Below are 21,888 nucleotides of genomic sequence, written 5' to 3' on the forward strand. Positions count from 1 at the left end.
ATCGAAGGCCTGCGCATCGTCGACGCGTCCATCTTCCCGAACATCACGGCCGGCAACATCAACGCACCCACCATGATGGTCGCCGAAAAGGGCGCCGATCTCATTCTGCGGGACGCAGCGTAGGTGATATTGAACCGCAGCGGGTTTGGCGGAGGCTCCAAGTCATGAGAAAGTGGAGCCGATATGAGCAAGACGAGGAGCAAGGTTTCGCCTGAAGTCCGAGACCGCGCCGTCCTGTTGATGGCGGCGGCTTCGTGCACCATGGACAGGGGCGTTCAATTTTCTCCGCTACGCCGGCACCTCGTGCTCCGCTGAGCAATGTCGTCCCCCGCTGACGGCCCGGCCATTCATGGCGGAGACACGCTTTCACGGGCATTTCGCCGAATGGTCTGGGGTGGCTGTCCGAGCGTGCGAAGAAAAGCGCGACGCATGCGATCACGATCGGCAAAGCCGGTTTCCTCTGCGATCACATCCATGGAGTGGCGACCTTGCTCCATCATCATCCGTGCCGCCTCGACGCGAAGATGCTCCACGGCCTTGGCCGGTGACTGTCCCGTCTCGCCTCGGAAGGCTCTGCTGAACTGACGCGCACTCAGCCCTGCCGCATCCGCCAACTCTTCCACTGACAACAGGCTACGCAGATTGGCCTTGGCGTATTCGATCGATCTCTGAATCCGGTCTGACTTGGGCTCCAGCTCGAGCAATGCGGAAAACTGCGATTGCCCGCCGGCACGCCGATGATAGACCACCAACTTGCGCGCGACGGAGCGGGCGACGTCCTGACCATGGTCCTTCTCGATCATCGCCAGGGCCAGGTCGATGCTCGCGGTCATTCCGGCAGACGTCCAAACGTTGCCGTCGACGATGAAGATGCGATCCTCCTCGACCCTTACGCCAGGGAAATGCTCCTGGAGTTGGCGCGCAAAGGCCCAATGCGTCGTCGCACGACGTCCATCCAGCAAACCCGATTCCGCCAGAACGAAGGCGCCGGTACAGGGCGCGGCAACGCGCCGCGAGGATTGCAGCGACCGACGCGCGAATTCGAGCAGTCCCGGCGTCATCGGCTCAATGGTCGAACCTGCGCCAAACATCACCGTGTCATAGGCGGTGTCGTCAAAGGCTTTGGTGATGACACCGAAACCAGCCGATGACTTGATCTCGCCACCGGTCTCCGAGAGCAGTTCGATACCGTAGACAGGTTCCTCGAACTCGAGGTTGGCCATCTCGAAGGCTGTTACCGCCGCGAAGCCCATGAGCTGGAATTTTGGAAATATGACGAAACCGATCTTGTGCATGGCGACATCCCGTCCCGAATTGCTGTATGTACCACATTCGCGCCAAGACAAATACCCACAGCATATGGAATTCGATCACTCCGGTCACGGGCTGACACAGGGGACGGATGATGCCGACCCCCATCAACAGGACCCTGACCACCCAAACGAAATTCACTGACGATCCGGCCAATTCCGCATTCTCATGCAACGTGGACGTTACCCAGATCGAAGCCCTCCATGGGCTGCGATGATGCGCTTGAGAAGGTCGGGCCGGTTCCTCCTCTTCGGGAAGCGGCGCGCCTCACGGGGAACACACGCCGCATCGTTGTTCCTGGTCCGCCGCCGCTTTATTCGCTTGGCCCGGCGCGATATCGGGCCGCGGGCACGCTCAGGGAAAGGTTCGGCATGAGTTTCTGGCGCGCTGCTTCATAGGCCGCCCAATCGCCTGCGTCCGGCAGCGAGGGAATAGTGACCAACTCGCCCAGATCGAGGCCGACCAGCGCGGCATTGACCATTTCCTTGGCGGGCATCACGATCTCGCTCGGCACATGCTCGAGGGGCGTACCGGCAATACCCCAGAAATCGGTCGCCGTCGCACCCGGGAGCACTGCCTGGATGCGGATGTTCTTGTCGGCTAGTTCTTTGTGGAGCGACAAGGTGAAGGCCAGGACGAAGGCCTTGGTCCCGCCGTACACGCCGTTCAGTACCTCTGGTGCGAGACCGACGATAGAGGCGATGTTGATGATCGTGCCGGTGCGACGCGCTACGAAGCCGGGAACCGCTGCATAGGTCAATCGCGTCAGCGCGTTGACGTTCAGCGTGATCATCTCTTCCATCTTATCGACATCGGACGCCAGCAATGGGGCAGTCGCGCCGATGCCCGCATTGTTGACCAATATGGTGATGCTGGCGTCGGTCTGCAGCAGTTTCTCCACGAGCCGGAGATCCGCCTTGTCTGCGAGGTCCGCCGCGACGACTTCGACAGCGCGGCCGGTCTCGTCGGTCAGGCGCTTGGCCAATTCGTCGAGGCGCGCCCGATTGCGCGCCACGAGGATGAGATCATAGCCCCTGTGCGCCAGGCGATCGGCATAGATCGCACCAATGCCTGAGGATGCGCCGGTGATCAGCGCGGTACCTTTCGAATTGTGGGTCATTGCAAACTCCGTTCCGTTGCATCTGGAGCCCATAGTAGGTCGAAAGGTCAATGTCTCAAATGTCATATATCCAGCGATTTCGGACACAACCGGCGCGCGATGGCGCTACAGCGCCGCGCGTCTATTTAGACGCGCAAAGGTCGCTGTAACATTTTGAGTTGCTGCATAATTTTGTCCTTAAATCGATTCCGATTTAAGGAATTATGCGGTTGCGTCACACGCAAAGTCGCAATTCGCCGTGAACTCACAGTGAATTGGCATTGCGCCATGGCGTCTGGCCGCAATCGTCGTGATCGCGCCGCTGATCTCCGGCGTCGCACGTTGCTTGAAGGCAGACTTGCAAGTCAAATCCGCGGCTGCGAAGCCTGACATTGCCGGATCACCTGCCCGGACAGGAGATCGTTCACGAGCCTGACAACAGGGTCCGCGTCAGCGGATGTCCGGCGTCAACAAGGCCATCAATGACGCTAAAGTGGTGCCTATCCGGTTCGATGACCGCAGCCGTTGTCGCGCCCAGTCCCGTCCAGATATTGGCAAGCAGTGCATTCTGGCGCAGGAATTCCGCGCGCTCGCCGCCGCCAGCCCAGCAGGTGATGCGGGCATTTCGCATCGGCCTCAGCAGCGCCGGGCTCTCCGACAGCGCCTCGGCTTCATCGATCGCAAGTCTCTCGTTCATTGCGGTCGACATGATAGGGCGCAGGTCATGCACGCCCGAGATCGAGACGACGTTGCGGATGCGCGCCTGCACATCAGGCGAAAGCGGCGAGGTCGCCGTGATCATTCGGCTGACGAGATGGCCGCCTGCCGAATGGCCGGTCAGCATCAGCGGCCCATCGACCAGCTTCGCCGCCTCGGTGATTGCTGTCGCGACTTCTTCGACAATGCCTGCGATGCGAATTTCGGGGCAAAGCGTGTAGGAAGGCATGGCGACGGCGTAACCGCTATCGACCGCACCGGCAGCCAGATCGGACCAGAAGCTCTTGTCGAGCTGCAGCCAGAATCCGCCGTGTACGAAGACGACCAGACCCTTGGCCGAACCTTGAGGGAGAAAGAGGTCCATGCGGTTTCTCGGGCGCTCGCCATAGGCAAGGTCGAGTTTCGCGCGCCCGGCTGCCGAGAGGGCGTTGCGGAATGCTTCGGCGGGCTTGACCCACGCCTCCGGCCAGCGGTCGCCGCGCGCGATGTTCGAGCCGTTGGCATAAGCGTCGTTCCAGTCGGAAACGCGGTGTTCCAGCATCGATGCAATTCTCCCTCTGATGTCTCCTCAGGCATAGCAATCGCCCGCCCCACCGGGAAACGCAATGCGTCGTCCGAAAAAAAACTTTAGGCTTGAAATAATTTTTGACCGGTGCGATGCTGCCCCATGTTCAGCCGAGAAGTGGAGGTCTCGCTGTGCCAATCACAATCATTGGAGTCGCCCTCGCGACGACGCACGCTGTCGGTACCGGTGCGGCAGGAACACCCGTGCCCGACCTGACCGGCAGGGATCCGCACGACCGCAAGACTTTCAGCCGGCTTTGAAAATGCCTGAGCAACAGGCAGGAACTGAACAAGGGAACAGCCGCCACATGCTTGGACCGACTTCGCACGTCGATACGTTCACCCGTGACCATCTGCCGCCGCCGGAAGAATGGCCGGACTTCCTTCTAGAAGGCTTCGACTATCCGGACCATCTCAACGCCGCCGTCGAACTGACGGACGCCATGGTCGCCAAGGGTTTTGGCGACCACACCGCCCTGATCGGCAACGGTCGCCGCCGAACCTACAAGGAACTGTCCGACTGGACGAACCGGCTAGCCCATGCGCTTGTCGAGAATTACGGCGTGAGGCCCGGCAACCGCGTGCTCATCCGCTCCGCCAACAACCCCGCCATGGTCGCCTGTTGGCTGGCGGCCACCAAGGCCGGAGCCGTCGTCGTCAACACCATGCCGATGCTCAGAGCCGGAGAGATGACCAAGATCATCGACAAGGCCGAGATCAGCCTGGCGCTCTGCGACACGCGTCTGATGGACGAGATGACCGCCTGCGCAAAGGGTAGCCGTTACCTGAAACAGGTCGTCAGTTTCGACGGGACAGCGAACCATGACGCCGAGCTCGACCGGATCGCACTCGACAAGTCGGTCGTCTTCGAGGCGGTGCGAACGGGACGGGACGACGTGGCGCTTCTCGGCTTCACCTCGGGCACGACCGGGATCCCGAAGGCGACCATGCACTTCCATCGCGATCTGATGATGATCGCAGACGGCTATGCCAGAGAAGTCCTGGGGGTCACACCCGACGATATCTTCGTCGGCTCGCCGCCGCTTGCCTTTACCTTTGGTCTCGGCGGCCTTGCGATCTTCCCCTTGCGCTTCGGGGCGGCGGCAACGCTCCTCGAGCATGCGACGCCTGCAAACATGGTGGAGATCATCGAGACCTACAGAGCAACGATCTCGTTCACCGCTCCGACTGCCTATCGGGCAATGATGAAGGCGATGGACAACGGTGCGGACCTTTCATCCCTGCGGGTGGCGATCTCGGCGGGCGAAACGCTGCCGGGTCCGGTCTTCGAGCAGTGGACGCACAAAACCGGGAAGCCGATCCTCGACGGGATCGGCGCGACCGAGATGCTGCACATCTTCATTTCCAACCGCTTCGAGGACCGCAAGGCCGCCTCGACCGGAAAGCCCGTCGGTGGCTACGAGGCGAGGATCGTCGACGACGAGATGCGCGAAGTTCCCCGCGGCACGATCGGCAGGCTTGCGGTGCGCGGTCCGACTGGCTGCCGCTACATGGCCGATGCCCGCCAGCGCGACTATGTCCGCAACGGCTGGAACCTGACTGGCGATGCCTTCTACCAGGACGAGGACGGCTTTTTCCACTTCGCTGCACGATCGGACGACATGATCATCACCGCCGGCTACAATATTGCCGGCCCCGAGGTCGAGGCGGCCTTGATCTCGCACCCTGAGGTCGCGGAGTGCGCCGTGGTCGGCGCACCCGACGCCGAGCGCGGCCAGATTGTCGAGGCCTATGTCGTGCTGACATCGGGCGTGTCGGCAGACGACGCGACGGTCAAGCGCTTGCAGGACCACGTGAAGGCGACGATCGCGCCCTACAAATATCCGCGTTCGGTAAAGTTCCTGGACAGCCTGCCGAAAACGGCAACAGGCAAGATCCAGCGGTTCCGATTGCGGTCGGAGAACTAAAGATGAGCAGCTCATACGATCCTTCGAAGGAAGGCGCCCAGATGTCGTTCAAGGGACGCATGTCCTACAGCGACTATCTCATGCTGGAGAAAGTGCTCGACGCACAGGAGCCGCTCTCGAATGCCCATGACGAGATGCTGTTCATCATTCAGCATCAGACCTCTGAGCTTTGGATGAAGCTCGCTCTGCACGAGATCAACGCCGCGGTGCGATCGGTCCGCGAGGATCGGCTCGAACCGGCCTTCAAGATGCTGACGCGGGTCGCGCGCATCTTCGAGCAATTGAACAGCGCCTGGGACGTTCTCCGCACGATGACGCCGAGCGAATACACGCAGTTCCGCGAGTCGCTTGGTCAATCCTCCGGCTTCCAGTCGTGGCAGTACCGGGCGATCGAATTCCTCGCCGGCAATCGCAACGTCGCCATGCTCGGACCGCACGCGCATCGCCCCGACATCATGGAAAAGCTGGAGGCTATCCTGGCCGCGCCATCGCTCTACGACGAAGCGATCCGGCTTCTTGCGCGCAACGGGTTCGATGTCGGTGAGGAAGCCGACAAGGCCGATTGGCGCGAAACGCGCAAGGAAAGCGACAAGGTCTTCACCGCCTGGCAGACCGTCTATCGTGATCCGGAGCGCTATTGGATGCTCTATGAGCTTGCCGAGAAATTGGTCGACTTCGAGGATTACTTCCGCCGATGGCGCTTCAACCACGTCACGACCGTCGAACGCATCATCGGCATGAAGCGCGGAACCGGAGGAACATCCGGCGCGTCCTATCTCAAGAAGATGCTTGAAGTGGAACTCTTCCCCGAGCTCTGGCATGTGCGTACAGGTCTCTGATAGAACGCAATTTAAAAGGGAACCCATAAGAGGAGAACAGCATGATCCGCATTCTGGCAGCGAGCCTTCTTGGCCTCTCGCTTGCAACGTCGAGCCTTGCCCACGCCGAGCCGGTGAAGATCGGTGTCATCACCACGCTTTCGGGCGGCGGCGCCGGTCTTGGCATCGACATGCGCGACGCATTCACGCTTGCGATCAAGCAATCGGGCAACAAGGACGTGGAACTGGTGATCGAGGACGATGCCCAGAAGCCGGAACTTGCGGTGCAGATCGCCGAGAAGATGATCCAGGGCGACAAGGTCGACCTCATGACCGGGATCATCTGGTCGAACCTCGCCATGGCCGTCGTGCCGAACACGGTCGCGCAGGATGTGATCTATCTCTCGCCCAATGCCGGTCCCTCGGCGCTTGCCGGTGCGAACTGCAACCCGAACTATTTCAACGTCGCCTATCAGAACGACAATTTCCATGAGGCGATGGGGCAGTACGCCAACAAGGACTACAAGAACGCCTTCGTCCTGGCGCCCAACTATCCGGCCGGGAAGGATGCGTTGACCGGCTTCAAGCGGTATTACAAGGGCGACCTTGCCGGCGAGATCTACACGCAGGTCGGCCAGACGGACTATGCTGCCGAGATCGCCCAGATCCGCGCTTCGGGCGCCGACTCGGTCTATTTCTTCCTTCCCGGCGGCATGGGCATCGCCTTCATGAAGCAATATGCCCAATCGGGCGTCGGCATCCCGGTCATGGGTCCCGGTTTCTCCTTCAGCCAGGACGCTCTGCCGGCGATCGGCGACGCAGCGCTCGGCGTCAAGAACTCCGCGACCTGGTCCAAGGATCTCGACAACGAGGCCAACAAGAAGTTCGTCGAAGCCTTCAAGGCCGAGTACAAGCGCCTGCCCTCGATCTACGCGGCGCAAAGCTGGGATACGGCAAACCTGATCCTCGCCGCGCTTTCGAAGGCGAGCGTCAAGGACAAGGACGCCTTCCGTACGGCTCTCAAGGCAGCGGATTTCAAGTCTGTCCGCGGTGAGTTCGCCTTCAACAACAACAACCACCCGATCCAGAACATCTATGTCCGCGAGGTGGTAAAGGAAGACGATGGCGTCCTGACCAACCGGATCATCGCAACCGCCTTCGAAGATCACAAGGACGCCTACGCCGAGAAGTGCGGGATGTAACGTTTCGCACACGTTGTCACCGGGTGTTCGGCTGCAACGCCGGCATCCGGTCGATGATCCATGTCCTCCTGATATGAAGCTTGGACCGGTCCCTTGTTCACCGCACTCCTGATCGAACAACTGCTCAACGGGCTTCAACTCGGTGTGATGCTGTTTTTGATGGCCGCCGGCCTGACCCTGATTTTCGGCGTCATGGGCCTGATCAACCTTGCCCATGGCTCGCTCTATATGATCGGCGCCTTCGCCTGCGCCACGGTCGCAGCCGCGACCGGCTCCTTCTGGATCGGCCTGATTGCCAGTCTCGCGGCCGCCGCCGGTGTCGGGGCGATCATAGAGGTCGCCGTCATCCGCAGGCTCTACGACCGTGATCATCTCGATCAGGTGCTCGCCACCTTTGCACTGATCCTGATCCTGTCCGAAGGCGCGCGCTGGCTCTTCGGTTCGTTCCCGCTCTATCTCGACATTCCGCCCTTGCTTCAGGGAGCGGTTCCCCTGCCCGGCGGCGGCCAGTATCAGCTCTATCGCCTGGCGATCATCGGCGTCGGCATCGCCGTGGCCGTCGGCCTCTATCTGCTGATCTCCGGGACCCGGCTCGGCATGCGCATTCGCGCTGGCGAATCCGACCGCGAGATGATCGGTGCGCTCGGTGTCGACATCGGCACCCTCTATACGGTCGTCTTTGCACTCGGCGCAGCACTTGCAGGCCTTGCCGGCGCACTGGTCGGCGCGCTCCAGTCGGTGCAGGTCGGAATGGGCGAACCGGTCCTCATCCTCGCTTTCGTCGTCATCGTCATCGGCGGCATCGGCTCGATCAAGGGCGCCCTCGTCGGGGCCGTGATCGTCGGCGTGGTCGACACGATGGGCCGCTTCCTGCTTCCCTCGATGCTCGCGCTCGCCATGCCCGCGTCGCAGGCGACCACGATCGGCGCGGCGCTGGCCTCGATGCTGATCTATGTCGTCATGGCGCTCATCCTCGCCTTCAGGCCGAGCGGCCTGTTTTCGGCACAGTCGTGAGGTCCCGATGAGCCGCGAAACCACAATCAATCTGCTGTTTGCCCTGCTGCTCCTCGGTGCACCGCTTCTGGCCGCCGGCATGGGCGAACCCTTCTACGTGACGCTCGCGACCCGCGTCGTCGTCCTAGCGCTTGCCGCCGTCGGCCTCAACCTCGCGCTCGGGCTCGGCGGACTGCTTTCCTTCGGACACGCGGCCTTCTTCGGCCTCGGCGGCTATGTCGCCGGCATCCTCGCAACCCACGCCTTCAATGCCGAACCGCTCATCGCCGGCATTCCGGCAACGACGTCGATGCCGCTCATCTGGATCACGGCGGTAGTCGTCGCAGGCCTCGTCGCCCTGCCGATCGGTGCCATCAGCCTGCGCACATCAGGCGTCTATTTCATCATGATCACGCTCGCCTTCGCGCAGATGATCTACTATTTCGCGATTTCCTGGCCGGCCTACGGCGGCGAGGACGGCCTGTCCCTGTCGGTGCGCAACGCCTTTCCCGGCGTCAACACCGCCAAGCCCTTGCCCTATTTCCTGATCTGCTATGCCGCGCTCATCGCCGCACTTCTGTTGTTCCGCGTGGTCGAGGGGTCGCGCTTCGGCAGCGCCCTGCAGGCGGCGAGACAGAACGGCACGCGCCTAGCGGCGGTCGGCATCGAACCCTTCAACATCCGGCTCGTCGCCTTTGCCGTCTCCGCCATGATCACCGGGCTCGCCGGCGCGCTCTATGCCGACCTCAATCGCTTCGTCGGCCCCTCGATGATGTCCTGGCACATGTCGGGCGAACTGATCGTCCTGATCATCCTCGGCGGCAAGGGGCGGTTGTTCGGCCCTGTCGCCGGCGCGATGATCTTCGTCCTCTTCGAGTATGTGCTCGGCGGCATCACCGAGCGCTGGCAATTCTTCCTAGGCCTCATCCTGCTCGGCATCGTGCTCTTTGCGCGCGGCGGGTTGCTGGGTCTGCTCTCGGGAAAGCCGCGGCATGTCTGAGCCAGTTCTTGAAATCCGCGATCTCAGAAAATCATTCGGCGCGCTCAAGGCGACCGACGGGGTCAGCCTTGAGCTTCACCCGGGGCAGATCCACGCGCTGATCGGACCCAACGGTGCGGGGAAGAGCACGCTCATCCATCAGATCGCCGGTTCGCTCAGGGCCGACAGCGGCACGATCCGCTTTCTCGGCCAGGACATAGGCGGGCTCGACATGGCCGCTCGCGCCCGGCTCGGTCTCGCGCGCAGCTTTCAGATTTCCTCGCTTGCACAGGAGTTTTCCGCGCTGCGCAACGTCATGCTGGCGGTGCAGGCGCGGCAAGGCAGCAGCTTCCGCTTCTTACGCCAGGTGACGGACGACAAGGACCTGACCGAACCGGCCATGGCGATGCTGGAGCGCGTCGACCTCGCCGCACGCGCTCATGTGCCGGCGGCGGAACTCTCCCACGGCGAGCGTCGCCAGCTCGAAATCGCCATCGCGCTGGCGCTTTCGCCGAAGGCCTTTCTCTTCGACGAACCGATGGCCGGCATGGGGCCGGAGGGCTCGAAGCGGCTGACGTCATTCCTCGACGGCTTGCGCCACGAAGCGCCGATGCTGCTGGTGGAACACGACATGGACGCGGTCTTTGCGCTCGCGGACCGGATATCCGTGCTCGTCTATGGCCGCATCATCGCCACAGGCACGGTCGACGAAATCCGCGGCGACCCGGAAGTTCGCCGCGCCTATCTGGGAGAAGCCGCGTGACGCTCCTCGAACTGAAAGGCCTGGAGACATTCTACGGCGCCTCCCAGGCGCTCTTCGGCGTCAATCTCGATGTGCGAGAGGGAGAAGTGGTAGCCCTCATGGGCCGCAACGGCATGGGCAAGACGACGACGATCAACTCGATCCTGGGCCTCGTGCGCCCACGCGCCGGCGCGATCAGCTTTGCGGGCAAGGCGATCTCAGGCATGCGGCCGCATCGCATCGCCAGGCTCGGTCTCGGCCTCGTGCCCGAGGGACGGCGCTGCTTTCCCAATCTCACCGTCATGGAGAACCTCGTTGCCACTGCCCGCGGCAGCGAATGGACATTCGAGAAGGTGGTCGCGCTCTTTCCCCGCCTCGGCGAGCGGCGCGATCAATACGCAAACACGCTTTCGGGCGGCGAGCAGCAGATGCTTGCCATCGGCCGGGCGCTGATGACCAACCCCAGCCTGCTCATTCTCGACGAAGCAACCGAGGGGCTGGCGCCGGTGATCCGGCAGGACATCTGGTCGGCGATCCGGACGCTCAAGGCAGCCGGCCAGTCGATCCTCGTCGTCGACAAGACGCTTTCCGAATTGCTGCCCGTGGCCGATCGCTGCTTCGTCCTGGAGAAGGGCGCGACGGTGTTCGAGGGGGCACCGACAGCGCTGACGCCGGCGGTCCAGGACCGCTATCTCGGCGTCTGAGCTTTTGCTCAGGCGGCCGGAATGCCACCGCCCAATACGACGGAATAGGCCGCAGCGTCGATATTGCCGCCGGAGATCACGCAGACGATATTTCCCGTCAGATCCGGTCGCGAGATCGCGGCGGCAAGGGAGGCGGCCCCTGCCCCCTCGGCGACGATCTTGGCCTTCCGAAACAGTAGCCGCATCGCATCGGTCACTTGGGCGGGGCTGACGGCAATCGCACCGTCGATCAGGTCCCGTGCGACCGGCCAAAGCTGCGGGACCAAGGACGGCGCGCCGATGCTCTTGATGAACGACGGGCGGGTTTCCACCGTCACGATCCGCCCCGCTTCAAGTGCAGCACAGACCGGAGCGGCGCTCTCATCTTCGACCGCAAAGAAGCGCGTCGACCGGGAGCCGGCCTTGACGGCGCTTGCGACCCCGGTGGTCATGCTGCCGCCGCCATAGGGGGTCAGCACCACATCGACGTCGGGCAGATCCTCGACAATTTCCATGCCAATGGAGCCGTTGCCGGCGAGCACCGCCTGATCGGTCACCGGGTTGATGAGTAATTCCAGCGCATTCGGCAGGTCCGCGCCGGTAATGTAATCCCACCAGGCCTCTGCACTCACGAAGCGCACCTCGCCACCAAGCTCGCGCACGCCGTCGATCTTGGTCTGCGGCGCTCCGCGATACATGTAGGCAACCATGGGCACGCCGATGAGGCGCGCGACCCAGGCCATGCCATAGGCCATGTTGCCGGAACTGGTGACTGCCACGCCGTCACGCAGGTCAGCAACATCGCGCGACAACACGGCGTTCACCGCAGGGCGAAGCTTGAAGGCGCCGATCGGAGAAAGGGTCTCCAATTTCAGATAGATTTGCCGGTCCGCAAGCCCGAGATCGAGCCTGACCAGCGGCGTGCGCGCGCAATAGGGGGCGATGCGCGTGCGAGCCTGGGCGATCTCGTCCAGAGTCGGGCGGCGTGATGCAATCATTGTGAAACTCCCCCGTTTGCGGCTCTCCCGCGTTCAGACACGCGGACTGGAACCTATGAACTGCGGAGAAACTGCGGGCGACGAACCACCCGCAGCCTGCGAAAACATACGGCGAGATCAGGTTACGGCGGACCGAACGGCAAAGCGTGCATCCCGCCACGCGTCAGTCCGCAGGATCTCTTCGAGGATTTCGACCGCCTGCCAGACGTCGGCGTAGCTGACATAGAGCGGCGTGAAGCCGAACCGCATCGTCGACGGGGCACGGAAATCGCCGATGACGCCGCGGGCAATGAGCGCCTGCATGATCTCGTAGCTGTTCGGATGGCTGAACGAGACCTGGCTTCCGCGCTTTGCGCCGTCACGCGGGCTCTCGAGCTTAAGGCCGTAGGCGCCGCATTTCGCCTCGACGAGCGCGATGAAGAGGTCCGTGAGCCGGATGCTCTTCTCGCGCAGTTGGACCATGTCGACCTCGTCCCAGACGTCGAGCGCGCCGTTCAACGCGCGAAGCGACAGGATCGGCTGCGTTCCGCAGAGGAAGCGGCGAATGCCCTCCCCGGCGGCATAGTGCTTTTCGAAGGCGAAGGGGCGTGCATGGCCCCACCAGCCGCTGAGTGGCTGGCGAATATCGCCGTGGTGATGCCTCGCCGCATAGATGAAGGCGGGCGCCCCAGGCCCGCCGTTCAGGTACTTATAGGTACAGCCGACGGCGAAGTCGACGTTCGCGCTGTCGAGATCGACCGGGAGCGCACCGGCCGTATGGCAGAGATCCCAGATGACCAGCGCGCCGTGCTCGTGCGCCTTGCGCGTCAGCGCCGCCATGTCGCGCAGTTCGCCGGACTTGTAGTTGACATGGTTCACCAGCACCACGGCAACATCGCCGTTGATCAGATCCTCGATATCTGGCGCATCGATCCCTTCGAGACGCAGCGAGGCGCCGGGTCGCGTCGAAACCACGCCCTCGGCCATGTAGATGTCGGTCGGGAAGCTGCTGCCTTCACTGACGATGACCAACCGCTCCGGCCTCAGCGCCATGGCGGCGTGGAGAGCCTTGTAGATATTGATCGACGTGGTATCGCAGACGACGGTCTGGCCAGCGGCCGCCCCGATCAGTCGCCCGACCCGGTCACCCAGGGCAAGCGGCATGTCGAACCACCCGGCCGTGTTCCAGCTGCGGATGAGATCCTGGCCCCATTCCTCCGTCGCCGCCTTGCGCAGTTCGTCGAAGGCAGCGGCCGAAGCGACGCCGAGCGAATTGCCGTCGAGATAGATGAGGTTCGACGGCAGGATGAAGCGCTCGCGCATCGGACGCAGCCCATCGGCGGCATCCATGGCTTCGATCGCGGCGAAATCGGGAACAGCACTCATGAAGACGGTCCTTGGTTATTCGCGAACGGTTTCGCGGGCGGGCGCCGGCCCGCGGCTTCGCTTGAGGCTCGGAAGAGCCAGCATGGCCAGAACGAACAGGCCGGTCGCAAGTTTCAGATCCGGCGGCGGCATGCCGGCCGCCAGGCAGAGCGAGACGAGTTGGTAGTAGACGATCGCGCCGACGAACGGCGCGGCGAGCTGGCGCAACACGCTCTGCTTGCCGACGATCGCCTCGCCGATCATCAGCGCCGCCAGCCCGTTGATCAGGATGCCGAGGCCCATGTTGACGTCGGCGAACCCTTGCGACTGCACCATCAGCGCGCCGCTTCCTGCCGAAAAGGCACCGGCGAGCCCAACGCCGCCGATCGTCGCCAGCCAGACATTGATGCCCTGCGCCTCGGCCATATCAGGATTGGCCCCGACGGCGCGAACCGCGGTGCCCTTCTCGGTCCTGAAGAAATGATAGAGCAGGAAGAAGACGACGAGAGCGATCAGGCCGGCGACGACGATCTTGCTTGCCGGAAAGCCCGGCTGCAGACCGGGCGCCCAGTCGAAGACCGTCGGCGCACCAAAGACCGAGAGGTTCGACCGGCCCATGATGCGCAGATTGATCGAATAGAGCATCGTCATCATCAGGATGCCGGCGAGCAGCGTATGGATGCGGAAGCGCAGATGGATGAACGCCGTGCAGCAGCCGGCAACAAAACCGGCCAGCAGGGCAATGGCAATCGCGGCGAGCGGCGACATGCCGGCTGCCATCAGCACGCCGCAGACGCAGCCGCCAAGCGGGAACGCACCTTCGCTGGTCAGGTCCGGGAAGCTCAGCATGCGAAACGGGATCATGATCCCGAGCACGACGAAGGCGAGGATCAGGCTCTGGGCCAGGGTGACGGGAACGAGCGAGATGAAGCTCGCGATGGTGTTTTGAAGAATATCCATGATCGTCAGCTCGCCAGGAACATGCGGTCGGTTTTGACGGAGAAATGGCCGATCAGGTCCGGCACCGTCGTCTGGGCCTTGTCCTTGCCATCGATTTCCAGGCGGACGCGGCCGGCGTCGAGCATGATGACCTTGTGGCCGTAATCCACGGCATGCTGCATGTTGTGCGTCACCATCAGCGTCGTCAGCTTCAAGGCTTCGACCGCACGGATCGTCGCCTGCATGACGATGTCAGCGGTGCGCGGATCAAGGGCGGCAGTGTGTTCGTCGAGCAGCAGCAGTTCCGGCGAGCCGCCGACCGCCATGATCAACGACAGCGATTGCCGTTGCCCCCCGGACAACAGCTCCACCCGCGTGTCGAGACGGTTTTCAAGGCCGAGCCCCAGCAGCGACAGGCGCTCCTTGTAGGAGCCGAGCCGCGTCGCGTTCAGTCCGCGCCGCAGGGTGCGCTTGTTGCTGCGCAGCTCGGCGAGCAACATGTTTTCCGCCACCGTCATGCTGGCGGCAGTACCGCGCATCGGGTCCTGGAACACACGCGCAAGCCGCATGGCGCGTTTGTGGACGGGCGTTGCCGTCACGTCGTCGCCATTGATGATGACCTGGCCCGTGTCGAGCACGAGCGCGCCCGAGATGGCATTGAGCATACTGCTCTTGCCGGCACCGTTCGAGCCGATGACGACACCGAATTCGCCCGTTGCAAGGCGCAGCTCGAGACCGTCGAGCGCGGTCTTTTCGTCCGCCTGCCCCTTGTAGAATACCTTGCGGGCCGATCTGATTTCCAGCATTGGCTCCCCCTTCAATTCATGAAGTGACGGCGCTCCCCACGCCGTCACTGTTCAGATCCTTTGGAGGTCAGTCGACCAGGCAGCCGCAATCGGCGAGCGATGCCGGCACCACGATCCCGAAGGCAGCCGTCGACTTCTTCGAGATCAGCGGCGCGTGATCCTCATAACTCGGGCGCGACGGGGCGATCGTCTTCGGATCCTTGCCCTTCAGAATTTCAGCCGCGATCCTGCCGGCATTGACGCCGACCTGCTCGTAGTTGACGGCAAAGCTTGCCGGCACGACGCCATCGCGGACGGCACCGTCATCGGAATTGACGATCGGGATCTGCGCCTGGCGCGCCGCCGCCGAGACCGCCCCGATAGCCGGCTGGAGCAGGTTGGATGCAGGCGTATAGATCACGTCGGCCTTGCCGGCGAACGAAGCAATGCGCTGCTGGATGTCGTTGACGTTGTCGACGCCGACGGCCACGACTTCGAAGCCGGCCGCGGGTGCGGCCTCCTTGATCTTGTCGAGCAGCGCCGTGTCGTTCGCCTCGCCCGGGTTGTACGGCACGCCGAAGCGCTTGGCCTCCGGCAGCAGCTTGCGGGTAAAGGCCATGACGGCCGCCACGTCCTGGAGATCCGTCGCCCCGGTCATGCCCTCGTCGCCCGCCTCCCAGGACGGAACCAGCTTCGCTGCCACCGGATCGGTGACGGCGGAAAAGACGACCGGGATCCCGGAGCCGGCAAGCGCCTTCTTGGCGATCTGCGAGACCGGTGTGGTGATCGTGTAGATCAGCTTCGGCTGTTCGGCCTGGAGCTTGGCGATCATCTGCGGCACGAGCGAGGCGTCGAAGTTTGTATGGCTCTCGGAGTAGACCACATCGGTACCCTCGACCAAGCCGTTTTCAGCGAGCGCCTTCTTGAAGCCGGCGATCGACGCACTCAGTTGCGGATGCTCGCCGAAATTGGCGATGCCGATACGGATCGGATCGGCGGCCGCCGTTCCCGCTCCCCATGCCAGCGTGCCGGCGACGACCAATCCCGAAAGCCAAGTCCTCTTGCTCATGCATCCCTCCCAGAATCTGACGAGCGTTACCGCCCTCCTCGGCGGCGTGCGTGGATGATGGCGACGGCCAGGCTTTTTGTCAAATAATTATATATATTTTGATCAATGACACAGAACTATATATATTTGTGTCGATCCGATGCTGGCGTTGAGGGAACTTGATGCAAGACCACGAACAGTCGACCAAAACCGAATCGGCCTACCGGCTGCTGCGACGCGACATCCTGGCGACGCGGCTGAAGCCCGGTGCGCCGATGAAGCTGAGCGCGCTGCGCGAAAGCTATGGAATCGGCTGGACACCTCTGAGGGAGGCCTTGTCGCGACTGGAGGCCGAGGGGCTCGTCACGGCGATCAGCAATCGCGGCTTCGCCGTCGCTCCAGTTTCACGCGGCGAACTGGACGACCTCACTCGGGCGCGCCTGATCGTCGAGATGCCGCTGCTCCTCGAGTCGATCGAGAATGGCGACAGTGAATGGGAGTCCGCCGTCGTCACCGCGCACTATCGGCTGTCCCGCTGCAAGGTTTCCGTCGAAAACTTCTCCGAAAGCGAGATCGACGAGTGGGACGAAAAGCACGCCGCCTTCCACGCGGCACTGATCGGTGCGGCAAGGTCGAACTGGCTTTCCCGCTTCCAGTCAACGATTTCCGACCAGCTTCGTCGCCACCACCGTTTCCTGAGCCTGGCCCCGACTTTGAGGGCTGCTGCCGGGATGAGCGCGGGATACGAGGAAGCGGTCGCGGCCTTGCAAGACGCCATGGCGATCGAGCATCACACCGAGCTGATGGAGGCGGCACTCGACCGCGACATTGAACGCGCCAGGACGCTGATGGCCGAGCACATCGGCTTTACCGTCAATGTCTATGTTCAATCCGAGGACGGTGGTCGCTCCTTGCCTTCCGGGCGCCAGTCGTTGTCGGGGCTTGCGTCCAAATGACGGCGCGCCGCAGCCTGTCCAAGAGCCGGAAACATCTCTAATAAAGGCAAGGCGGCAGGATACGCCTGCAGCTTTGTGAAAGCGGACGTTTGGTATGATGGGTGAAGACAAGTTCGACATCTCTCCGGAATGGGTGGATGGCGAGACCAAGGCGCTCGAGGCTCCGGGCGATCATCGCGCCGAGCTCAGGCTCTGGCTGCGCCTTTTGACCTGTTCGACCTTGGTCGAGAGCGAGGTCCGCCGGCGGCTCCGGGAGGAATTCGACTCGACCCTGCCGCGTTTCGACCTGATGGCCCAGCTCGAGCGCGCGCCTGATGGCATGGTGCTGGGCGAAGTCTCGAAGCGCATGATGGTCTCGCCGGGCAACATAACGGTTCTGGTGGAGCGGCTGACCGAGAGCGGCCACATCAGCCGCACGACGTTGCCGACGGATCGACGCGTGCAGATCATCGCGCTAACACCCTTCGGCCGCGCCGAATTCGAGAAGATGGCGGCAAGGCATGCCGACTGGATCTCCGACCTGTTCGCCGGCCTTGCAGCGAAGGACGGCGGCGTGCTGATGGACGAGCTTGCCAAGCTCAAGCGGTCCATCATTGCCGCGTTGGCCCGGAACACCTGAGGGCGCAGCGCCTTTCTCTGCGCGTTCTCCCGAGATCCTCCGAAACAGTTCGCCGCTCGCGCACCGCGCTCCCGACGCAGGTATCGTGGTCACATCTGCCGAAAACAATTTTAAGCTTGAAATTTCCCCGGAACGAGTCCACCCTGCTCCTCGCAGTTCGGGATGACGGTCAAAGACATCTCGACGGCGACACACGCAGCCGGAGCTCGGGAGGAGAACGACATGCGGATCGTCTGTATCGGCGGTGGACCGGCCGGTCTCTATTTCGCCCTGCTGATGAAGCGTCAGCATCCGGAGCATCATGTTACAGTCGTCGAGCGGAACCGCGCCTTCGACACCTTCGGCTGGGGCGTGGTCTTCTCCGATGCGACGATGCAGTCGATGCGCCAGTGGGATCCGGAAACCGCAGAGGCGATCGAGGTCGCCTTCAACCACTGGGACGACATCGAACTGGTGTTCAAGGGCCGCAAGATCAGAACGACGGGCCACGGCTTCGTTGGCATCGGTCGCAAGAAAATGCTCAACATCCTCCAGGATCGCTGCCTCGCGCTCGGTGTCGAACTCGTTTTCGAGCAGGACGTGGAAAGCGACCAACAGTTCGCCGATGCGGACCTCATCATTGCCTCTGATGGCGTCAACTCCAGGATCCGCAACAGATACGCCGACGTCTTTCGGCCCGACATGGTCGTTCGGCCAAACCGCTATGTCTGGCTCGGCACGGACAAGCGCTTCGACGCCTTCACCTTCGACTTCCAGCGCACAGAACATGGCTGGTTCCAGGCGCATATCTACCGCTTCGACGAGAACACCTCGACCTTCATTGTCGAGACGACGGATGACGTCTTCCGGGCCCACGGTCTCGACCAAATGGACCAGCAACAGTCGATCGAGTTCTGCGAAAAGCTCTTTGCCGAGACGCTCGGCGGCCACAAGCTGATGACCAATGCGCGCCATCTGCGTGGCTCCGCCTGGCTGAACTTCGGCCGGCTGATCTGCGAGAAGTGGAGCCACTTCAACGGCAGGAGCCATGTCGTGCTGATGGGGGACAGCGCCCATACCGCCCATTTCGCCATCGGCTCGGGCACCAAGCTTGCGATCGACGATGCCATCGAACTCACCCGGCAGTTCGATATTCTGGGTCACGACAAGGCCAGTATCCCGGCCGTGCTCGCCGCCTACGAGGAAGTGCGCCGCGTCGATGTCGCCCGCATCCAGAACGCCGCGCGCAATGCCATGGAATGGTTCGAAGTCGTCGGCACGCGCTATGCCGACACGCTGGAGCCCGAGCAGTTCATGTATTCGATGCTGACCCGCTCGCAGCGCATCAGCCACGAAAATCTTCGCCTTCGCGACAGGGACTGGCTCGAAGGTTTCGAGCGCTGGTTCGCCGGACGGGCCGGTGTCGAGCCGGCGGCAAACGGCGCGGTCCCGCCGCCGATGTTCACGCCGTTCAAGCTCCGCGGCCTGACGCTCAGGAATCGCATCGTGGTTTCGCCGATGGCGATGTATTCGGCGACCGACGGTGTGCCGAACGATTTTCATCTGGTGCATCTCGGCGCACGCGCCATGGGAGGTGCTGCTCTCGTCTTTCCCGAAATGACCTGCGTTTCGGCCGACGCCCGCATCACGCCCGGATGCCTGGGGCTCTGGAACGACGAACAGGCGCAAGCCTTTAAGCGCATCGTCGACTTCGTGCACCAGCAGACGCCTGCCAAGATCGGTATCCAGCTCGGCCACGCCGGGCGCAAGGGTGCGACCAAGGTGGCCTGGGAGGGGATCGACCAGCCCTTGAGCGAGGGTGCCTGGCCGCTCATTTCCGCGTCGGCCCTGCCCTACCTCAAGCATTCGGACACGCCACGCGAAATGACCCGGGCCGATATGGACCGCGTCATCGCTGACTTCGTGCAGGCCACTGAGCGGGCCCGCGACCTCGGCTTCGACATTCTCGAACTGCACGTGGCGCACGGCTATCTGCTGTCGAGCTTCCTCTCGCCGCTCACCAACCGGCGGACGGACGAGTATGGCGGCGACCATGCGGCCCGCGCCCGCTTCCCGCTCGAGGTGTTCCACGCGGTTCGCAAGGCGTGGCCCGAGGACAGACCGATGTCGGTGCGCCTCTCGACGCATGACTGGCATGAAGGCGGCAACACGCCGGAAGACGCAGCAATCTTCGCCCGCCTCTTCAAGGAGGCCGGCGCCGACATGATCGACTGCTCGTCCGGCCAGGTGGTGAAAGAAGAAAACCCGGTCTACGGCCGGCTGTTCCAGACGCCGTTTTCCGACAAGATCCGCAACGAGATCCAGGTCCCGACCATCGCGGTCGGGGCGATTTCCGAAGCCGACCACGCCAATTCCATCATCGCCGCCGGCCGTGCGGACCTCTGCGCGATCGCGCGCCCGCATCTGGCGGACCCGTCCTTCGTCATGCACGAGGCGGCGAGGATCGGCTATGACGGCCAGCCCTGGCCGAAGCAGTACCATTCCGCCCGCGCGCAATATGTGAACAACCTGGTGCGTGCGGCAACAGCGGTGGCCAAGCCATGACCAGAAGGCATGCCCTCGTTACAGGTGCGGGAAGCGGCATCGGCAAGGCGATCGCGCTGGCGCTCGCGGCAGACGGCCATATCGTCAGCCTCGCCGGACGGCGCGCGGCACCGCTGGAGGCCGTGCGAGACGAAATCCTCTCGTCGGGCGGACAGGCCTTCCTTTGCGAAGGATTCGACGTAACCGACCCGGTGGCAGTCGAACGCGGTGTCTCAAGCGCGATCGCACGGGCCGGAGAGATCGCTGTTCTCGTCAATTGCGCCGGGGAAGCGCCTTCGGCGCCGTTCGAGAAAACCGATCTCGCGCTCTGGCAGCGGGTGTTGACCATCAACCTGACGGGGGTCTTCCTCGTAACGCAGGCAGCACTTGCCTCGGTGCGCCGTGCCGGCAACGGCCGGATCGTCAATGTCGCGAGCACGGCAGGCCTGACTGGTTATGCTTACGTATCGGCCTATTGCGCATCGAAGCACGGCGTCATCGGCCTGACGCGGGCGCTGGCACTCGAGCTTGCGCGCACCGACGTCACGATCAATGCCGTTTGCCCGGGTTTCACCGACACGCCGCTCATTGACGGCGCGCTCGATACGATCAGCGAAAAGACCGGCCGCTCGCGCGAAGAAGCACGCGCCAGCCTCGCGCGCTCCAATCCGCAAGGGCGGCTGGTGACACCTGGCGAGGTGGCCCACACCGTCTCGTGGCTCGTGTCGGAAAAGGCGAGCGCGATGACCGGCCAGGCCATCGCGGTTGCCGGCGGCGAAGTTCTCGGAGGATAGAGATGACAAACCCGATGCAGGCCAAGAAGCGCGCCTTTAGGGATCACAAGGCGAAGCACTTCCTGTTCGAAACGGATGCCGACGGCCGGGTCGCCACGATCACGCTCAACCGTCCGGAAAAGAAGAACCCGCTGACCTTCGAAAGCTACGAGGAGCTTTGCGACCTCTTCCGATCGCTCGCCCGCGCCAGCGATGTGCGCGCCGTGGTGCTGACCGGCGCCGATGACAATTTTTCCTCCGGCGGCGACGTCTTCGAGATCATCGAGCCGCTGACGCGCATGTCGATGCCCGATCTGCTCGATTTCACCCGCATGACCGGCGAGCTGGTGCGCCAGATCCGCGCCTGCCCCCAGCCCGTCATCGCCGCCATCGACGGCATTTGCGCCGGCGCGGGAGCAATCCTGGCAATGGCTGCGGATTTCCGCGTCGCAACACCGGAAGCAAAGACGGCGTTTCTTTTCAGCCGCGTCGGGCTGGCGGGAGCCGACATGGGCGCCTGCGGCATACTTCCCCGCATCATCGGCCAAGGCCGTGCCGGCGAGTTGCTCTTCACCGGCCGAGTGATGACCGCGGCCGAGGGCCATGCCTGGGGCTTCTACAACGCGCTGCACGAGCGCCCGTCGCTGCTTGCCGAGGCCCAGAAGTTCGCACGCACCATCGCCGATGGCCCGTGGTTTGCCCATGCGATGACGAAGAAGATGCTCGACCAGGAATGGGCGATGGGCATCGACCAGCTGATCGAATCGGAAGCCCAGGCCCAGGCGATCTGCATGGCGACCGGCGACTTCCGCCGCGCCTTCGAGGCCTTTGCCGCCAAGGCAAAGCCCGAGTTTAGGGGAAACTGAG

General features: G+C 63.1%; 21 protein-coding genes. 13 read left to right on the forward strand and 8 right to left on the reverse strand.

Annotation, left to right across the window (positions count from 1 at the left end):
• Window positions 1–123: GMC oxidoreductase (locus tag BC363_RS33825; protein ID WP_141690426.1), on the forward strand; the 123-nt coding region annotated here is incomplete at its 5' end.
• 224 nt (window positions 124–347) lie between these two features.
• Here the strand turns inward: BC363_RS33825 and BC363_RS24935 are convergent.
• The 3 genes from BC363_RS24935 to BC363_RS24945 form a co-directional block, all read right to left on the reverse strand.
• Window positions 348–1,295: a GlxA family transcriptional regulator gene (locus BC363_RS24935; protein WP_065785623.1), complete on the reverse strand. Its 948-nt coding sequence runs from the start codon at window positions 1,293–1,295 to the stop codon at window positions 348–350.
• Window positions 1,296–1,624: 329 nt separating this feature from the next.
• Window positions 1,625–2,431, reverse strand: a complete 807-nt coding sequence (locus BC363_RS24940) for an SDR family oxidoreductase (protein WP_065785624.1) — start codon at window positions 2,429–2,431, stop codon at window positions 1,625–1,627.
• A gap of 403 nt (window positions 2,432–2,834) precedes the next feature.
• Entirely contained in the window at window positions 2,835–3,668 is an 834-nt protein-coding gene (locus BC363_RS24945; RefSeq protein ID WP_065785625.1) for an alpha/beta hydrolase, read from the reverse strand.
• A 331-nt stretch (window positions 3,669–3,999) separates the two neighbouring features.
• On the opposite strand from BC363_RS24945, the gene BC363_RS24950 reads away from it, so the two are divergent.
• The 7 genes from BC363_RS24950 to BC363_RS24980 all read left to right on the forward strand — a co-directional run bounded on the left by BC363_RS24950 (window position 4,000) and on the right by BC363_RS24980 (window position 11,057).
• Entirely contained in the window at window positions 4,000–5,619 is a 1,620-nt protein-coding gene (locus BC363_RS24950) for a benzoate-CoA ligase family protein (protein WP_065785626.1), read from the forward strand.
• 2 nt (window positions 5,620–5,621) lie between these two features.
• Complete coding sequence (kynA, locus tag BC363_RS24955; protein WP_065785627.1) at window positions 5,622–6,458, forward strand: tryptophan 2,3-dioxygenase; 837 nt, start codon at window positions 5,622–5,624, stop codon at window positions 6,456–6,458.
• A 41-nt stretch (window positions 6,459–6,499) separates the two neighbouring features.
• Window positions 6,500–7,639: an ABC transporter substrate-binding protein gene (locus tag BC363_RS24960; protein WP_065785628.1), complete on the forward strand. Its 1,140-nt coding sequence runs from the start codon at window positions 6,500–6,502 to the stop codon at window positions 7,637–7,639.
• Between the two features lie 93 nt (window positions 7,640–7,732).
• Window positions 7,733–8,653 (forward strand): branched-chain amino acid ABC transporter permease, encoded by a 921-nt coding sequence (locus BC363_RS24965; protein WP_065785629.1) that lies wholly within the window; start codon window positions 7,733–7,735, stop codon window positions 8,651–8,653.
• A gap of 7 nt (window positions 8,654–8,660) precedes the next feature.
• A complete protein-coding gene (locus tag BC363_RS24970; protein WP_065785630.1) occupies window positions 8,661–9,632 on the forward strand; it encodes a branched-chain amino acid ABC transporter permease in 972 nt (323 codons plus the stop codon).
• Complete coding sequence (locus BC363_RS24975; RefSeq protein ID WP_065785631.1) at window positions 9,625–10,374, forward strand: ABC transporter ATP-binding protein; 750 nt, start codon at window positions 9,625–9,627, stop codon at window positions 10,372–10,374. Before BC363_RS24970 ends, BC363_RS24975 begins: the two co-directional genes overlap by 8 nt.
• The gene (locus BC363_RS24980) at window positions 10,371–11,057 is read left to right on the forward strand and encodes an ABC transporter ATP-binding protein (protein ID WP_065785632.1); all 687 of its coding nucleotides are present in this window, start codon (window positions 10,371–10,373) and stop codon (window positions 11,055–11,057) included. Before BC363_RS24975 ends, BC363_RS24980 begins: the two co-directional genes overlap by 4 nt.
• 8 nt (window positions 11,058–11,065) lie before the next feature.
• Here BC363_RS24980 and BC363_RS24985 read toward each other — a convergent pair whose 3' ends face one another.
• The 5 genes from BC363_RS24985 to BC363_RS25005 form a co-directional block, all read right to left on the reverse strand.
• On the reverse strand, window positions 11,066–12,034 hold the full coding sequence (locus BC363_RS24985; protein ID WP_065785633.1) for a pyridoxal-phosphate dependent enzyme: 969 nt from the start codon (window positions 12,032–12,034) through the stop codon (window positions 11,066–11,068).
• A 117-nt stretch (window positions 12,035–12,151) separates the two neighbouring features.
• On the reverse strand, window positions 12,152–13,399 hold the full coding sequence (gene kynU / locus BC363_RS24990; RefSeq protein WP_065785634.1) for a kynureninase: 1,248 nt from the start codon (window positions 13,397–13,399) through the stop codon (window positions 12,152–12,154).
• Window positions 13,400–13,414: 15 nt separating this feature from the next.
• Window positions 13,415–14,338 (reverse strand): ABC transporter permease, encoded by a 924-nt coding sequence (locus BC363_RS24995; protein ID WP_065785635.1) that lies wholly within the window; start codon window positions 14,336–14,338, stop codon window positions 13,415–13,417.
• 5 nt (window positions 14,339–14,343) lie between these two features.
• The gene (locus BC363_RS25000; RefSeq protein ID WP_065785636.1) at window positions 14,344–15,123 is read right to left on the reverse strand and encodes an ABC transporter ATP-binding protein; all 780 of its coding nucleotides are present in this window, start codon (window positions 15,121–15,123) and stop codon (window positions 14,344–14,346) included.
• A gap of 67 nt (window positions 15,124–15,190) precedes the next feature.
• Window positions 15,191–16,171 (reverse strand): ABC transporter substrate-binding protein, encoded by a 981-nt coding sequence (locus BC363_RS25005; RefSeq protein ID WP_065785637.1) that lies wholly within the window; start codon window positions 16,169–16,171, stop codon window positions 15,191–15,193.
• 161 nt (window positions 16,172–16,332) lie between these two features.
• Here BC363_RS25005 and BC363_RS25010 point away from each other — a divergent pair, with 161 nt between their 5' ends.
• The 5 genes from BC363_RS25010 to BC363_RS25030 all read left to right on the forward strand — a co-directional run bounded on the left by BC363_RS25010 (window position 16,333) and on the right by BC363_RS25030 (window position 21,887).
• Window positions 16,333–17,106 (forward strand): GntR family transcriptional regulator, encoded by a 774-nt coding sequence (locus tag BC363_RS25010; protein WP_065785638.1) that lies wholly within the window; start codon window positions 16,333–16,335, stop codon window positions 17,104–17,106.
• A gap of 97 nt (window positions 17,107–17,203) precedes the next feature.
• Window positions 17,204–17,725: a MarR family transcriptional regulator gene (locus BC363_RS25015; RefSeq protein WP_065785648.1), complete on the forward strand. Its 522-nt coding sequence runs from the start codon at window positions 17,204–17,206 to the stop codon at window positions 17,723–17,725.
• A 222-nt stretch (window positions 17,726–17,947) separates the two neighbouring features.
• Window positions 17,948–20,269 carry a bifunctional salicylyl-CoA 5-hydroxylase/oxidoreductase gene (locus BC363_RS25020; RefSeq protein ID WP_065785639.1) on the forward strand — a complete coding sequence of 774 codons (2,322 nt, stop codon included), beginning with the start codon at window positions 17,948–17,950 and terminating at the stop codon, window positions 20,267–20,269.
• Window positions 20,266–21,042 carry an SDR family NAD(P)-dependent oxidoreductase gene (locus BC363_RS25025; RefSeq protein ID WP_065785640.1) on the forward strand — a complete coding sequence of 259 codons (777 nt, stop codon included), beginning with the start codon at window positions 20,266–20,268 and terminating at the stop codon, window positions 21,040–21,042. The genes BC363_RS25020 and BC363_RS25025 overlap by 4 nt, the downstream gene beginning before the upstream one ends.
• 2 nt (window positions 21,043–21,044) lie before the next feature.
• Window positions 21,045–21,887, forward strand: coding sequence for an enoyl-CoA hydratase family protein (locus BC363_RS25030; RefSeq protein ID WP_065785641.1), 843 nt, complete (start codon window positions 21,045–21,047; stop codon window positions 21,885–21,887).
• The last annotated feature ends 1 nt before the right edge of the window (window position 21,888 follow it).

The organism is Ensifer sp. LC384, from assembly GCF_001695865.1.
In the GTDB taxonomy this organism is placed as follows: domain Bacteria; phylum Pseudomonadota; class Alphaproteobacteria; order Rhizobiales; family Rhizobiaceae; genus Ensifer.

Excerpts from the sequence above, each read along its gene's own strand:
- BC363_RS25030 (WP_065785641.1), top strand. The coding sequence starts at position 21,045 with ATGACAAACCCGATGCAGGCCAAGAAGCGCGCCTTTAGGGATCACAAG.
- BC363_RS25025 (WP_065785640.1), top strand. The coding sequence starts at position 20,266 with ATGACCAGAAGGCATGCCCTCGTTACAGGTGCGGGAAGCGGCATCGGC.
- BC363_RS25015 (WP_065785648.1), top strand. The coding sequence starts at position 17,204 with ATGGGTGAAGACAAGTTCGACATCTCTCCGGAATGGGTGGATGGCGAG.
- BC363_RS25000 (WP_065785636.1), bottom strand. The coding sequence starts at position 15,123 with ATGCTGGAAATCAGATCGGCCCGCAAGGTATTCTACAAGGGGCAGGCG.
- BC363_RS24985 (WP_065785633.1), bottom strand. The coding sequence starts at position 12,034 with ATGATTGCATCACGCCGCCCGACTCTGGACGAGATCGCCCAGGCTCGC.
- BC363_RS25020 (WP_065785639.1), top strand. The coding sequence starts at position 17,948 with ATGCGGATCGTCTGTATCGGCGGTGGACCGGCCGGTCTCTATTTCGCC.
- kynA (WP_065785627.1), top strand. The coding sequence starts at position 5,622 with ATGAGCAGCTCATACGATCCTTCGAAGGAAGGCGCCCAGATGTCGTTC.
- BC363_RS24960 (WP_065785628.1), top strand. The coding sequence starts at position 6,500 with ATGATCCGCATTCTGGCAGCGAGCCTTCTTGGCCTCTCGCTTGCAACG.
- BC363_RS24935 (WP_065785623.1), bottom strand. The coding sequence starts at position 1,295 with ATGCACAAGATCGGTTTCGTCATATTTCCAAAATTCCAGCTCATGGGC.
- BC363_RS24975 (WP_065785631.1), top strand. The coding sequence starts at position 9,625 with ATGTCTGAGCCAGTTCTTGAAATCCGCGATCTCAGAAAATCATTCGGC.
- kynU (WP_065785634.1), bottom strand. The coding sequence starts at position 13,399 with ATGAGTGCTGTTCCCGATTTCGCCGCGATCGAAGCCATGGATGCCGCC.
- BC363_RS24950 (WP_065785626.1), top strand. The coding sequence starts at position 4,000 with ATGCTTGGACCGACTTCGCACGTCGATACGTTCACCCGTGACCATCTG.
- BC363_RS24945 (WP_065785625.1), bottom strand. The coding sequence starts at position 3,668 with ATGCTGGAACACCGCGTTTCCGACTGGAACGACGCTTATGCCAACGGC.
- BC363_RS24970 (WP_065785630.1), top strand. The coding sequence starts at position 8,661 with ATGAGCCGCGAAACCACAATCAATCTGCTGTTTGCCCTGCTGCTCCTC.
- BC363_RS25005 (WP_065785637.1), bottom strand. The coding sequence starts at position 16,171 with ATGAGCAAGAGGACTTGGCTTTCGGGATTGGTCGTCGCCGGCACGCTG.
- BC363_RS25010 (WP_065785638.1), top strand. The coding sequence starts at position 16,333 with ATGCAAGACCACGAACAGTCGACCAAAACCGAATCGGCCTACCGGCTG.
- BC363_RS24995 (WP_065785635.1), bottom strand. The coding sequence starts at position 14,338 with ATGGATATTCTTCAAAACACCATCGCGAGCTTCATCTCGCTCGTTCCC.
- BC363_RS24940 (WP_065785624.1), bottom strand. The coding sequence starts at position 2,431 with ATGACCCACAATTCGAAAGGTACCGCGCTGATCACCGGCGCATCCTCA.